Origin of the sequence: Sulfitobacter sp. (assembly GCF_036961165.1) — a bacterium.
Lineage (GTDB): Bacteria > Pseudomonadota > Alphaproteobacteria > Rhodobacterales > Rhodobacteraceae > Sulfitobacter.
In genome coordinates, this window is record NZ_JBALVJ010000034.1 from 12,396 (window position 1) to 25,132 (window position 12,737).

Below are 12,737 nucleotides of genomic sequence, written 5' to 3' on the forward strand. Positions count from 1 at the left end.
TTCGTGGAAAGGACTGATATGAAACGTATTTCTTCTGGTGGCGAATTCGAGGCCAAGTTGGGCTATTGCCGCGCTGTTGTGGCGGGTGGATTTGTGCATGTGGCAGGTACTGTAGGGCAGGGTGATGACGTTACCGCCCAATGCCGCGACGCCCTGCGCATCATCAAGGACGCGCTCAAACAGGCAGGCAGCAGCATGGATCAGGTGGTTCGCGTGACTTATATGCTGCCCGACCGCACGGAATTTGAACCTTGTTGGCCAATCCTTGCGCAGACTTTCGGCGCCAACCCGCCTGCAGCGACGATGATTGAATGTGGCTTGATCGACCCGAAATACCGGATCGAGATCGAGGTCACCGCGGTCGCCTCGAATAGTTGACGGTGGGGTCCGAAACAAATTTGGGCTTTGGTTGGTCCAGCTTTGCTTACTTCTATTGCTTTGGGGCGAGGAGTTGGCACCTGTTTGATGTGGCAAAAGGATTTTGAGGCCAAATTTCCGCCAGTAAACAAGTAGAAGGCGGAAGCCTCATAGAACCTTGCCGCGATAAGGTGGTAGAACGCCCTGAAAGTGCCCAAGATACACCGTTTGCATTGGATCACTTGCACAAATAGACGATCCCCGAAGGGGCAAGTCTGACAGAATGGCCAAATGCGCCGGCGACGGCGACTGGTGGGTGGGGCGGGGATACTGATCTTGATGGCCACTACTTTGTGATTTGTTCCGCTCCGGTTCGGCTGGCCGCGCGGATTTCACGGGATCGCTAACCGCACAATCAGATGGCTGGACCTTCACCGAATTTATAGCCATAACCCGAACAAGTATAACAGGAGTCTCGCATGGGTATTCTCAGCAAAGTTTTGAGCGCATTCACTTGGTGGAACGGTCAGACGCTCAACACACAGCTTTTCACTTGGCGTAAGGGTGAAAAGGTGGGCGAAGATGCTCAGGGTAACATCTATTATCGCAACAGCGATGACAGCAAACGTTGGGTGATTTTCAACGGTGAGATTGAGGCGAGCCGGGTGAATCCTGACTGGCACGGCTGGCTGCACCGGACCTGGGACGAACTGCCGACAGACAGGCCATTGGTCCATAAAGAATGGGAAAAGCCGCATCAGGAAAACCTGACCGGCACCATGTTGGCCTATGCGCCTAGCGGGTCGATCCGCCGCGAACACCCTGCCGACCGCGGTGACTATGAGGCGTGGAGCCCCGAGTGATGCGCAAACTGGCACTTATGCTGGCGCTCTGCGCCAGTACTGCCGCGGCTGAACAGACCAGCAACGGCAAGGGCGCGATCCTGCGTGCATTGGACAAGACGTCCGGCACCACCATTGATCTGTCCATTCCAAACGGTCAGGTGGCCAGTATTGGCCCACTTAAAATTGTTCTGAACGAATGTCGCTACCCTCAAGGCAACCCTTCCGGTGACGCCTACGCCGAGATGGAAGTGTCAGAGACCGGCCGCGCTGGTACTGTATTTTCAGGCTGGATGATCGCCTCTGCCCCCGCGTTGAACGCGATGGAGCATCAGCGCTATGATATCTGGGTCATGCGTTGCATCACGTCCTGAGGGTTGGCATCCGCCGCTGCTGTGAAAGACGCGGTACGTTCTTTCGCATCGGCAAGCTTGGCATGATATCGCACCCGACTGATCTCGATCCCGCCCAGTGAGGCAAGATGATCAGTGATGAACTGCGTGTCAAACAAGGAAAATCCCCCCTGACGCAAACGATCCACCAGACAGGCAAGGGCAATTTTCGACGCGTTTGTCCGGCGCGAAAACATGCTTTCCCCAAAGAACGCAGCCCCAAGGACCACGCCATAGACCCCGCCAACCAGCGCGCCGTCCTCCCACACCTCGACTGAATGCGCCTGACCACGTTCATACAGCGCGATATACAGCGCGCGGATTTCAGCATTTATCCATGTATCAGGGCGATCTGCACAGCCATCCAGCACGCCAGTAAAATCGTGGTCAGTTGTGATGGCCCACCTGCTGCGCCGCATCGCACGCGCGAGAGAGCGGGAAATATGGAATCCGTCCAGCGGCAGGATTCCACGACGCTGCGGATCGACCCAGAAAATCTCTGGATCGTCGCGGCTTTCGCTCATGGGGAAGATGCCGACGCTATAGCCGTGCAGCAAAAGCTCCGGTGTCAGTTCCCCCATGGGTCTCAGGCATCCCCGAGGTTTGTTTCCAGCCAATGCTCCAGCCAGTGGATGTTATATCCACCAGAGTGGATGTCGGCCTCTTGTAGCAGCGCATGGAAGAGGGGCACAGTTGTGTCCACACCGTCCACGATCAGTTCACCCAAAGCCCGGTTGAGACGGGCAAGCGCCTCTGGCCGATCGCGGCCATGTACGATGAGTTTGCCAATCAGGCTGTCGTAATAGGGCGGAATTTTATAGCCGTCATACAGCGCGCTATCCATCCGCACACCCAAGCCGCCGGGGGCATGGTATTGCGTGATCTTGCCGGGGCAGGGCGCAAAGTTGGGTAGCTTTTCCGCGTTGATGCGCACTTCGATGGCGTGGCCATTGATCTGCAAATCGTCCTGTTCCCACGACATCGGCAGGCCAGAGGCTACGCGAATCTGCTCACGCACCAGATCGACGCCAAAGATGGCTTCGGTCACGGGATGTTCCACCTGAAGACGGGTGTTCATTTCAATGAAATAGAACTCGCCGTTCTCATAAAGAAACTCGATCGTGCCGGCACCGATGTAGTTGATGTTGGAAACCGCATCCGAGCAAACTTTACCGATGCGCGCACGTTCTTCGGGTGTGATGGAGGGGCCAGGGGCTTCCTCGAACACCTTCTGGTGGCGCCGCTGGAGCGAGCAATCCCGCTCACCCAGATGGACCGCTTTGCCTTTGCCATCGCCAAACACCTGAATTTCGATGTGGCGCGGTGTGGTGAGGTATTTCTCGATGTAGACTTCGTCGTTGCCGAAGTTCGATTTACCCTCGGCCCGTGCGGTCTGGTAGGCTTTTTCCATGTCTTTGGCGGATTGGGCGACTTTCATGCCCTTGCCACCACCACCTGCGGTGGCTTTGATGATCACGGGATAGCCGACCTCTTCTCCGATACGCTTGGCATCCTCCAACGTGGCGACGCCACCGTCAGAGCCGGGTACACAAGGCACACCAAGAGCTTTCATCGTATCCTTGGCGGTGATCTTGTCGCCCATGATACGGATGTGTTCGGCTGTGGGGCCGATGAAGGTCAGGCCGTGATCTTCGACGATCTGCACAAAACCGGCATTTTCGGAAAGGAAACCATAGCCGGGGTGGATTGCTTCGGCGCCGGTGATTTCACAGGCAGCGATGATCGCGGGAATCGACAGATAGGATTGCTGGGATGACGGCGGGCCAATGCACACGCTTTCATCCGCCATGCGCACGTGCATGGCGTCACTGTCGGCAGTGGAGTGAACCGCGACCGAGGCAATGCCCATTTCGCGCGCGGCACGGATGACGCGCAGAGCAATCTCACCGCGGTTGGCGACAAGGATTTTGTTGAACATGTCGGGTCCCCTTATTCGAGGATCACAAGCGGTGAACCAAATTCGACGGCTGCACCGTCTTCGACCAGAATGCGTTTTATGGTACCTGCGCGGGGCGCGGGAATGTGGTTCATGGTTTTCATGGCTTCCACAATGATCAGCGTGTCGCCTTCGGCAACTTGCTTGCCCACAGCGATAAAGGCAGGGGCACCGGGCTCTGGCGAGGTATAGACAGTTCCCACCATGGGCGAGGAAACGGCACCGGGATCAGAAGACGGATCAGCATTGCCTGTTGTCGCATCAGGCGCTGCCAAAGCGGCAGGCGCAGGAGATGCCATTGGCGCTGGCGCTGCGTGCATGGCCTGTGGCGCCATGATCTGCTGGGGTGGTTTGCGGGAGACGCGCACGTTCAGGCTGTCATCCTCGGCATAATCACGCTTAACCTGAATCTCTGTCAGGTCGTTTTCGTTCAGCAGCTCGGCCAAAGCGCGGATAAACGCGACGTCGGCATCATGTGTATTTTTTGTCATATGGTTCCTCGACCGTTGCGAAGGGGGCGGGCGCGTCTGGCGCACCCTTTGGAGGCGCTTATATGGCATGGACAGGCGCATTGAAAGGCGCGACTTTACCCTTCGTAAAACGCACAACGGGAGCATCGATATGAACATAGCAAACTGGCTGGCCCGCACCGCCACGGCACATCCAGCGCGGCCCGCGCTATTCTACGGCGCAGGTGAGATTTGCGATTATGGCACGTTTCACGACAACGCCGCCCGCTTGGCGGCGGGGCTGTTGGCGCGCGGCATTCGTGCCGGAGACCGTATCGGTATTTTTATGGACAACCACCCTGATTGGTTGCTGGGGCTTTACGGCGTGCTTTTTGCGGGGGCTGTTGCTGTGCCTGTTAACGCAAAGCTGCATGGACGCGAGGCTGTGTATATCTTGCAAGACAGCGGTGCCGTGCTGTGCCTGACAGACCTTGTGCATCACACAAAGCTGAAGGCGGCAAACGCGCCCTGTGACTGTAGTGCGCCCCGATCTCTCTTTGCATCGCAGGGCACGCAGATTGCTCCGCGCGCTGCTGGTGATATCGCGTGGCTGTTCTATACGTCGGGCACCACCGGCACGCCGAAGGGCGTGATGATCACGCATGGCATGCTGATGGCGATGTCGCTGAGCTATGGCATGGATGTGGACAGTGTGAGCGCGCAGGATGCTGCGATCTATGCTGCACCGCTGAGCCATGGTGCCGGACTTTACAACTTCGTTCACGTGCAGGCCGCCGCGCGGCATGTGATCCCTAAGTCGGGTGGCTTTGGGATCGCTGAAATCCTTGATCTGGCCGCAGAGTTCGGCAGGTGTCACATGTTCGCGGCCCCCACGATGGTTAAGCGGCTGACGGATGGGGCGATAGCGGCAAAGCGTTCGGGAGAGGGGCTGCGCACGATAGTCTATGCAGGCGGGCCGATGTATACTGCTGATATCATAGCGGCGGTTGATCATTTCGGGCCGGTTTTCGTGCAAATTTACGGACAGGGGGAGTGCCCAATGACGATCACTGCACTGCCGCGTCACGATGTGGCTGACCGCAACAATCCTGACTGGCGGGCGCGACTCGGCTCGGTCGGGCGGGCGCAATCCGTGGTGGAGGTCCAGATTGGCGATGCTCAGGGCGCGCCTCTGCCTGATGGTCAGTCGGGTGAAATCATGGTGCGCGGTGCACCGGTGATGCTCGGTTACTGGAACAACCCAGCAGCAACCGCCAAGACGTTGAAAGACGGCTGGCTCATGACCGGTGACATCGGGCATCTGGATGCGGTCGGCTATCTGACGCTTCAGGATCGTTCCAAGGATGTGATTATTACGGGCGGTTCCAATGTCTATCCGAGAGAGGTTGAAGAAGTGCTGCTGCGCCATCCAGAGATCAGCGAAGCGTCTGTTGTAGGCGCACAGCATGCTGACTGGGGCGAAGAAGTGGTGGCATTTGTTGTAGGTGAAGCGCCCGAGGCTGAATTGGATGCCTTGTGTCTGGAAAATATCGCCCGCTTCAAGCGGCCCAAGCGCTATATCCGGATGCCGGAGCTGCCAAAGAACAACTACGGAAAAGTCCTGAAGACCGCGCTTCGCACGCAGCTTGAGCCCGTCCAAGAATAGCTGCCGACCCACTGATGGATATGTCAGGCTTGTTGGCAGAGCCAGAGACGCACTTGTTTGTGCCTTGAAGTTTGCGGGCAAGCGCGTGACCCGCGTCCGTGAACCAGCATATAAGAAAAAACCCGCCAAAGCGGGTCAATTCCATGTTCATCTCACTGCAAATGCAGCGCGTTGCGTCAAATCGCGAGGTATTCTGCACGAAGCGCTTCGTTCTCAAGCACTTCTTGCGCTGTCCCGTCAAACACAACTCCGCCCGTATCAAGGATCACAGCGCGGTCAGCCAGTTTCAGGGCACGCACGGCGTTCTGCTCAACCAAAATTGTCGTGATACCCTGTGCCTTGATGATCGAAAGCATCTTTTCGATCTCGTCGACAATAACAGGGGCCAGACCCTCATAAGGCTCATCCAGCAGCAGCACCTTGATGTCGCGGCATAGGGCGCGCGCGATGGCGAGCATTTGCTGCTCCCCACCAGAAAGCGTGGTGCCTTCCTGCTTTTTGCGCTCTCCCAAACGGGGAAACAGCTCATACACACGCTCCAGAGACCAGCCGATGGGCGGCGCGATTTGAGCCAGCTTTAGATTTTCCTCGACGGTCAGGCCCGCGATGATGCGGCGATCTTCTGGCACCAGCGCCAGACCGGCGGCAGATGCTTCATAGCTTTTCATCTTGTGAAGCGGTTGGTGGTCAAGCCAGACTTCGCCATGGGTCAGCTGCGGATCACCAATCTGCGCAATGGTGCGCAGGGTTGATGTTTTACCCGCGCCATTACGGCCCAGAAGCGCAAGAATCTCGCCCTCATGCACGTTAAAGCTGACGCCTTGGACGATATAGCTTTCGCCGTAGGAGGCGTGGATGTCCCAGACCGACAGAAAGGCGGGGGCCGAAGCGGCGTGGCTGGCGTTCATATTTGTTGTTTGAGTGGTCATGTCATGTGTCCTTTGGATACGGGTAGGGCAGGTGGATTAAACTTCCTGCGTCTCCCCGAGATAGGCTTCTTTCACTTTTGGGTGGCCCTTGATGTTGTCGGGCGTATCTTCAACCAGAGGCGTGCCTTGGGCCAACACGGTGATCCGCTCGGCCAAGGAAAATACCACGTGCATGTCATGCTCGATGATGGCGATGGTGATGTCACGCTCTTCCTTGATCTGCTTGAGCAGGTCGATGGTGTTGTTGGTGTCCGCACGAGCCATACCGGCTGTGGGTTCATCCAGCAGCAGCAGGCGCGGCTCCTGGCTTAGGCACATGGCGATTTCTAGACGACGCTTGTCACCGCGTGACATGGACGATGCGTGCATGTCACGTTTGTCATAGAGGTTCATGTCCTCCAGCATCTTCTTGGCCTTTTCGACCACGTCCTGTTCGGAGTCGATGCTGCCGAGGGCATGCAGGCTAAAGGCGCCGTCCCGTTTGGCAAAGCAGGGGATCAACATGTTCTCCATCACGTTCAGATCGCCAAAGATTTCTGGCGTCTGAAACACGCGGGAGATGCCCATCTGGTTGATCTGGTAAGGCTTGCGGCCCAGCACCGATTGGCCGTCAAACATGACAGAACCGGTGTCGGGGATTAGCTTACCCACCAGACAGTTGAGCAGGGTGGATTTGCCAGCGCCATTGGGGCCAATGATCGCGTGGACGGTGTTTTCTGCAATGCTGAGGTTTACGTTCCCCAGCGCTTGCAACCCGCCGAAGCGCTTGTTGACGTTTTTAACTTCGAGAATACCCATGTCATGCGCTCCTTATTCAGCAGGTGTGGTTTTGCCGTCAGGCGATTTCGGATCAGCTTTTTTACGGCGGAAGAGTTTGCCAATACGCTGACCACCTTCGACCAGACCACCGGGCAGGAAGATCACAACAAGCATGAACAACAGACCCAGCGTAAGGTGCCAGCCTTTGCCCACGAAGGGGTAGACCAGTGTGATCAGCAGATCTTCGATCCCGTCGGGAAGGAAGGCAAACCACTGCTCAAGCACGGATTTGTTGATCTTGGAGACGATGTTTTCCATGTACTTGATGAAACCTGCACCGAGTACCGGACCGATCAAGGTGCCTGCACCGCCAAGGATGGTCATCAACACCACCTCGCCAGAGGCTGTCCAGAACATGCGCTCTGCACCCACCTGTGTGTCCATGGCCACCAGCAGACCGCCGGCCAGACCGGCGTACATGCCAGAGATCACAAAGGCCGCGAGTGTATAGGGCTTTGAGTTGAGACCGGTGTAGTTCATCCGCTGCTGGTTGGACTTTACAGCCCGCAGCATCATGCCGAAGGGAGAGCGGAAGATGCGGATCGACAGGTAGAAAACGACCAGCATGATCAGCGCGGCCACGTAGTAGCCCACGTTGAAGGTGAACACCCAGTCGCCCACAGCCCACTCGCTGGTGGACTTCATCTCCAGTCCGAACAGGTTGGCTTGTGGTGTCCGGCCGTCGGCTGGAATTGCGTCGAGGATGCGTGGATCAGAGAATTTTGGCTGAAGGCCGGTTTCACCACCGGTGATAGGGGTCAAAACCGAATAGGCCAGCGCATAAGACATCTGGGCAAAGGCCAGCGTCAGGATAGAGAAGTAGATGCCCGAGCGGCGCAGTGAAATCCACCCCACCAGCAGCGAGAACAGGCCCGCAACAAGAACCGAGATGAAGATCGCCGGAATGATGTTCATCGTCAGCAGCTTCATCATCCAGATCGCGGCGTAGGAACCGACACCCAGAAAGGCAGCATGGCCAAAGCTGAGATAGCCCGTCAGGCCAAACAGGATGTTAAAGCCGATGGCAAAGATGCCAAAGATCACCAGACGCTGCATCAAGTCGGGATAGCCCGCGTTGAACTGCGCCATGGCAGAGCCTTCAGGAAAGGGGTTCAAAAGGAAGGGAGCAAAGAGGCAGAGAATGGCAACGATCACCAGCAGCCCCGCATCGCGTTTTGTCAGTCCGAGCATGGTTTAGTCCTCCATCACGCCTTTGCGGCCCATCAGGCCACGGGGACGCGTCAGCAAAATGATGATCGCAACAAGATAGATGATGATCTGGTTGATGCCCGGAATGATATCCAGCACCACAGACATCGAGGCAAAGCTTTCAAGGATGCCCAGAAGGAAGCCCGCCAGCACCGCACCGGGCAAAGAGCCCATGCCGCCAACAACCACCACAACAAAGCTCAGCACCAGAAAGTCCATGCCCATGTTATAGTTGGGCGAGTTGATCGGCGCGTACATCACACCGGCAAGCCCTGCCACCGCAGCAGCAATGCCGAACATGATGGTAAAGCGTTTGTCGATATTGATGCCCAGCAGGCCCACTGTCTCACGGTCGGCCATGCCGGCCCGCACAACCATGCCGAAGGTGGTGAACTGCAAAAAGGCAAACACGGCACCGATTACAACGGCTGCGAAGGCGAAGTAGATCAAGCGCCAGTAGGGGTAGATGATCGTGTTGGGATCATATCCAAGCAGCGCTCCAAAGTCGTACGATCCGGCAAAGGCCGCGGGGGCGGGTGTCGGGATCGGGTTGGCTCCATAGTAGTATTTGATAATTTCTGCCATCACGATTGCCAGACCGAAGGTCACAAGGATCTGGTCCGCATGGGGGCGCTTGTAGAAGTGCTTGATCAGCCCGCGCTCCATGATGAAGCCGATGGCGACCATCACAGGAATAGCGAACAGGATCGACAGCGGCACCGCCCAGTCAATAAGCGCATCGCCTGTCTCTTGTCCGAACCAATCATAGATGTAAGGCACTTCGACCTTCATCGGATTGCCCAGAAAATCCTTGCGCGTGTCGTCAATGACGATGTGGCTCAGCGTCAGCAGATTGGTGAAGGTCACGGCGCAGAAGGCACCGATCATGAACAGCGCGCCGTGGGCGAAGTTTACCACCCCCAGCGTGCCGAAAATCAACGTCAGGCCCAAAGCAATCAGCGCGTAGGCAGATCCTTTGTCGAGGCCGTTGAGAATTTGAAGGAGAATTGCGTCCATGGTCCGTCCCATCTGTCACGAATGCTGCGCGCCCAAGGGCGTTTGGCGGATTTGCGGGCTAATAAATAGAAAATCGGTGGTGGTGCAGGGCAGGCACATGGCCCGCCCCGCACGGTAATCAGGCGATTAAGCGCCCGGGTTGCATGTTCCCAGTGAACCACCGGCAAACTGCGGGTGGTCAGGTGCGTATGTGACCTGCGCGGTTGGTGTCACTTCGACGATTTCAACCAGATCGTACTGGTTGTCGGGGTTCTCTTTACCCTTCACGACCAGAACGTCTTTGAAGCACTGGTGGTCGTCGGCACGGTAAAGTGTCGGGCCGTTGCCCAGACCGTCGAATTCAAACCCTGCCAGCGCTTCTGCGACGGAGCATGGGTTGAAGGATTTACCGCGTGTAACCGCATCCGCATAAAGCAGTGTTTGCACGTAGCATGTGTGCGCCGCCTGCGATGGTGGGAAGCCGTACTTTGTACCGAAGGACTGAACGAAGGCGTTGGTTCCGGTGTAGCGCGCGCCCAGTTTGTCTTCGAGTGACCAGTCCCAGTTCTGCGAGCCGATGATGCCTTTGATGTTGGCACCCGCACCACGAGCCATCAGCTCGGAGTAGAGCGGCACAACGATCTCGAACTTCTTGCCGTTGACCATCTTGTCGCGCAGGCCGAACTGCACAGCGTTGGTCAGTGAGTTGACCATGTTTCCGCCGTAGTGGTTCAGAACCAGCACATCTGCGCCAGATTGCAAAACAGGTGCGATATACGCAGAGAAGTCTGTCTGTGTCAGCGGTGTTTTCACTGCGTTGACAGTTTCCCAGCCCAACGCCTCGGTAGAGGAACGCACGGCTTCTTCTGTGGTGTAGCCCCAGTTGTAGTCTGCAGTCAGGTGGTAGGCTTTGCGATCCGCGCCATATTCGTTGACAAGGATTGGCGCGAGGGCCGCACCGGACATGTAAGAGTTGAAGAAGTGGCGGAAGCCGTTGGCCCGCTTGTCTTTACCTGTTGTGTCGTTGGCGTGGGTCAGACCCGCCATAAAGATGATGCCGGCTTCTTGGCACAGAGCCTGAACAGCCACGGCAACGCCGGAAGACGAACCACCGGAGATCATCACCGCGCCGTCTTTTTCGATCATCGACTTGGCAGATGCGCGTGCGGCGTCAGACTTGGTCTGGGTGTCACCTGTCACGAACTGGACTTTCTTGCCCAAAATGCCCGTACCGTCCAGCACTTTGGAGCTGAAGGTTTGTAGCATGCCGCCATCGCCTTCGCCGTTCAGGTGCTCGACAGCCAGCTCGAATGCGCGTAGCTCGTCGGCGCCTTCATCCGCGTAGGGGCCGGACTGTGGCACGTTGAAGCCCAGTGTGACTGTGTCGCCTTGTGGGGCGTTGGTGTAACCGGCATGCGCGTCGGCGCGCAGATATGTTGGCAGTGCAAGACCGGCACCGGCGAATGCGCCGGTTTTGATCAGACCGCGACGTGTCGGATTAAAGATTGACATGAAGTCCTCCCGAAAGTGTTGAAACAGGCACCACACTTTCTCCCGAGTGTTGGCGCCGGCACGTAAACCGTGCAAATGCAGTATCGGGGTGGGAGGGGTCGCTCGCAATAAGGGCCTTGATTGAATGAATTTATTTGTAAATAAATGAACATGAGATTTGCGAAAGGTGTAAAGTTAGTGATGTTGCAGCGCAGAAAGCTACTGATTTCGGACGCAAATAGCGCGCCAGACCACCATGGCACGTGAAAGCCTGACAGGCAGTCGTATTCGTGAACGACGGGTGATGCAGGGGATAAAGCAGGCCGATCTGGCCCGTACCATCGGCATTTCCGCAAGCTACCTGAACTTAATTGAGCATAACCGTCGCAGAATCGGCGGCAAGCTCTTGCTCGATATTGCCGGTGCGCTTGAGGTAGAGCCACAGGCGCTGACCGAAGGGGCTGAAGCGGCGCTTTTGGGCGTGCTTGGTGAGGCTGCACAGGCCGCCAATCTGACAGCTCAGGACGCACAGCTGGCGGAGGCATTTGCGGGCCGCTTTCCGGGTTGGGCCGAGGCCCTTGCAGCCAGCCAGCGGCGTGTCGCGGCCCTTGAGCGCACGGTCGAAAGCCTAAGCGACCGGATGGCGCATGATCCCTATCTGGCAGATTCAATGCATGAGTTGCTGACCACCGCCGCCGCCGTCCGCTCGACCGCTGAAATCCTTGCTGGTGATGCGGGACTGGAGCGTGAGTGGCAGGACCGTTTCCACAACAACCTTGATGCGGATAGCCGCAGGCTTGCCCAAAGTGCGCAATCACTGGTCGGCTATCTAGAGCAGGGAAAAGGCACCACGACCGGCGGAAAATCTCCTCAAGAAGAAGTAGAGGCCTATCTCGCTGCGCAGGACTATCACTTTCCGCAACTGGAGGTGCAAAGCGCCACTGTCAGGATTGAGGACGTGTTGCGCGGGCAGGGGCCTGCTTTATCTGAGGCTGCTTTGTTCATTCTGCGAGGGGTGCTGGAGCAGGTGCGCGACGATGCGCAATTATTGGCGCTTGAGGATGTGCAGTCAGCGGTCGATTCGCAGGGTGCCAGTCCGGTTGCGCTTGCGCGGCAGTTCGCTGTGCCGGTTGCCGTCATGCTGCGCCGCCTTGCGGCTTTGCCGTCATTGGGGGCAGGGCTGGTTGTCTGTGACCGCTCTGGCACCGTAATTTTCCGCAAATCAGTCGACGGTTTTTCGGTGCCGCGTTTCGACAGTTGCTGTCCGCTTTGGCCCTTGTTTGCCGCGCTTGCAGCCCCCGGAGTGGTCCTGCGCGAGCGGGTGGGGCAGCTAGGGCGAGGGCAGATGCAATTTGATGCCTTTGCTACGACCGAACTTGCACCCGCCCATGACTATAACGTCCCTGTCCCTGCGCGCGGTGTGATGCTTCTTTTGCCCGCGCCAGCGGGAGATGCGAGCCAGCCAGTGCGCGCCGTGGGTGCAACCTGCCGGATCTGTCCGCAGGACAAGTGTTATGCGCGGCGTGAACCTTCTATCATGAAAGGCTAAGCTCTCTTCCGGGCTTGCGCGGCATAGGTTTTGACTCGGCCTGCGGAACGGTGCATCCTCTACGCCAGCCACAGCTGTGTA

General features: G+C 57.3%; 13 protein-coding genes. 5 read left to right on the forward strand and 8 right to left on the reverse strand.

What is annotated here, in order from left to right:
- Positions 1-18: 18 nt before the first annotated feature.
- The 3 genes from V7730_RS14180 to V7730_RS14190 all read left to right on the forward strand — a co-directional run bounded on the left by V7730_RS14180 (position 19) and on the right by V7730_RS14190 (position 1,573).
- On the forward strand, positions 19-378 hold the full coding sequence (locus tag V7730_RS14180) for a RidA family protein (protein WP_335748253.1): 360 nt from the start codon (positions 19-21) through the stop codon (positions 376-378).
- A gap of 458 nt (positions 379-836) precedes the next feature.
- Positions 837-1,220, forward strand: coding sequence for an NADH:ubiquinone oxidoreductase subunit NDUFA12 (locus V7730_RS14185; RefSeq protein ID WP_335748254.1), 384 nt, complete (start codon positions 837-839; stop codon positions 1,218-1,220).
- The gene (locus V7730_RS14190) at positions 1,220-1,573 is read left to right on the forward strand and encodes a DUF2155 domain-containing protein (protein WP_335748255.1); all 354 of its coding nucleotides are present in this window, start codon (positions 1,220-1,222) and stop codon (positions 1,571-1,573) included. Before V7730_RS14185 ends, V7730_RS14190 begins: the two co-directional genes overlap by 1 nt.
- Here the strand turns inward: V7730_RS14190 and aat are convergent.
- The 3 genes from aat to accB are packed head-to-tail and all read right to left on the reverse strand — an operon-like array spanning position 1,537 to position 4,039.
- On the reverse strand, positions 1,537-2,172 hold the full coding sequence (gene aat / locus V7730_RS14195; RefSeq protein WP_335748256.1) for a leucyl/phenylalanyl-tRNA--protein transferase: 636 nt from the start codon (positions 2,170-2,172) through the stop codon (positions 1,537-1,539). The two genes, V7730_RS14190 and aat, sit on opposite strands and share 37 nt — an antisense overlap.
- A 5-nt stretch (positions 2,173-2,177) precedes the next feature.
- Complete coding sequence (gene accC, locus V7730_RS14200) at positions 2,178-3,530, reverse strand: acetyl-CoA carboxylase biotin carboxylase subunit (protein WP_335748257.1); 1,353 nt, start codon at positions 3,528-3,530, stop codon at positions 2,178-2,180.
- 11 nt (positions 3,531-3,541) lie between these two features.
- Entirely contained in the window at positions 3,542-4,039 is a 498-nt protein-coding gene (gene accB, locus V7730_RS14205) for an acetyl-CoA carboxylase biotin carboxyl carrier protein (protein ID WP_335748258.1), read from the reverse strand.
- Between the two features lie 130 nt (positions 4,040-4,169).
- Here accB and V7730_RS14210 point away from each other — a divergent pair, with 130 nt between their 5' ends.
- Positions 4,170-5,663 carry a class I adenylate-forming enzyme family protein gene (locus V7730_RS14210; protein ID WP_335748259.1) on the forward strand — a complete coding sequence of 498 codons (1,494 nt, stop codon included), beginning with the start codon at positions 4,170-4,172 and terminating at the stop codon, positions 5,661-5,663.
- 176 nt (positions 5,664-5,839) lie between these two features.
- Here the strand turns inward: V7730_RS14210 and V7730_RS14215 are convergent, their stop codons facing one another.
- The 5 genes from V7730_RS14215 to V7730_RS14235 all read right to left on the reverse strand — a co-directional run bounded on the left by V7730_RS14215 (position 5,840) and on the right by V7730_RS14235 (position 11,128).
- On the reverse strand, positions 5,840-6,592 hold the full coding sequence (locus V7730_RS14215; protein WP_335748260.1) for an ABC transporter ATP-binding protein: 753 nt from the start codon (positions 6,590-6,592) through the stop codon (positions 5,840-5,842).
- Positions 6,593-6,628: 36 nt separating this feature from the next.
- Positions 6,629-7,390, reverse strand: coding sequence for an ABC transporter ATP-binding protein (locus tag V7730_RS14220; protein ID WP_335748261.1), 762 nt, complete (start codon positions 7,388-7,390; stop codon positions 6,629-6,631).
- Between the two features lie 12 nt (positions 7,391-7,402).
- Positions 7,403-8,602: a branched-chain amino acid ABC transporter permease gene (locus V7730_RS14225; RefSeq protein WP_335748262.1), complete on the reverse strand. Its 1,200-nt coding sequence runs from the start codon at positions 8,600-8,602 to the stop codon at positions 7,403-7,405.
- 3 nt (positions 8,603-8,605) lie between these two features.
- Positions 8,606-9,637 carry a branched-chain amino acid ABC transporter permease gene (locus tag V7730_RS14230; protein ID WP_335748263.1) on the reverse strand — a complete coding sequence of 344 codons (1,032 nt, stop codon included), beginning with the start codon at positions 9,635-9,637 and terminating at the stop codon, positions 8,606-8,608.
- Positions 9,638-9,763: 126 nt separating this feature from the next.
- On the reverse strand, positions 9,764-11,128 hold the full coding sequence (locus V7730_RS14235; protein ID WP_335748264.1) for a substrate-binding protein: 1,365 nt from the start codon (positions 11,126-11,128) through the stop codon (positions 9,764-9,766).
- 235 nt (positions 11,129-11,363) lie between these two features.
- On the opposite strand from V7730_RS14235, the gene V7730_RS14240 reads away from it, so the two are divergent.
- Positions 11,364-12,656: a helix-turn-helix domain-containing protein gene (locus V7730_RS14240; protein ID WP_335748265.1), complete on the forward strand. Its 1,293-nt coding sequence runs from the start codon at positions 11,364-11,366 to the stop codon at positions 12,654-12,656.
- The last annotated feature ends 81 nt before the right edge of the window (positions 12,657-12,737 follow it).

Excerpts from the sequence above, each read along its gene's own strand:
- accC (WP_335748257.1), bottom strand. The coding sequence starts at position 3,530 with ATGTTCAACAAAATCCTTGTCGCCAACCGCGGTGAGATTGCTCTGCGC.
- V7730_RS14190 (WP_335748255.1), top strand. The coding sequence starts at position 1,220 with ATGCGCAAACTGGCACTTATGCTGGCGCTCTGCGCCAGTACTGCCGCG.
- V7730_RS14215 (WP_335748260.1), bottom strand. The coding sequence starts at position 6,592 with ATGACCACTCAAACAACAAATATGAACGCCAGCCACGCCGCTTCGGCC.
- V7730_RS14220 (WP_335748261.1), bottom strand. The coding sequence starts at position 7,390 with ATGGGTATTCTCGAAGTTAAAAACGTCAACAAGCGCTTCGGCGGGTTG.
- V7730_RS14185 (WP_335748254.1), top strand. The coding sequence starts at position 837 with ATGGGTATTCTCAGCAAAGTTTTGAGCGCATTCACTTGGTGGAACGGT.
- V7730_RS14230 (WP_335748263.1), bottom strand. The coding sequence starts at position 9,637 with ATGGACGCAATTCTCCTTCAAATTCTCAACGGCCTCGACAAAGGATCT.
- accB (WP_335748258.1), bottom strand. The coding sequence starts at position 4,039 with ATGACAAAAAATACACATGATGCCGACGTCGCGTTTATCCGCGCTTTG.
- V7730_RS14210 (WP_335748259.1), top strand. The coding sequence starts at position 4,170 with ATGAACATAGCAAACTGGCTGGCCCGCACCGCCACGGCACATCCAGCG.
- V7730_RS14240 (WP_335748265.1), top strand. The coding sequence starts at position 11,364 with ATGGCACGTGAAAGCCTGACAGGCAGTCGTATTCGTGAACGACGGGTG.
- aat (WP_335748256.1), bottom strand. The coding sequence starts at position 2,172 with ATGGGGGAACTGACACCGGAGCTTTTGCTGCACGGCTATAGCGTCGGC.
- V7730_RS14180 (WP_335748253.1), top strand. The coding sequence starts at position 19 with ATGAAACGTATTTCTTCTGGTGGCGAATTCGAGGCCAAGTTGGGCTAT.
- V7730_RS14225 (WP_335748262.1), bottom strand. The coding sequence starts at position 8,602 with ATGCTCGGACTGACAAAACGCGATGCGGGGCTGCTGGTGATCGTTGCC.
- V7730_RS14235 (WP_335748264.1), bottom strand. The coding sequence starts at position 11,128 with ATGTCAATCTTTAATCCGACACGTCGCGGTCTGATCAAAACCGGCGCA.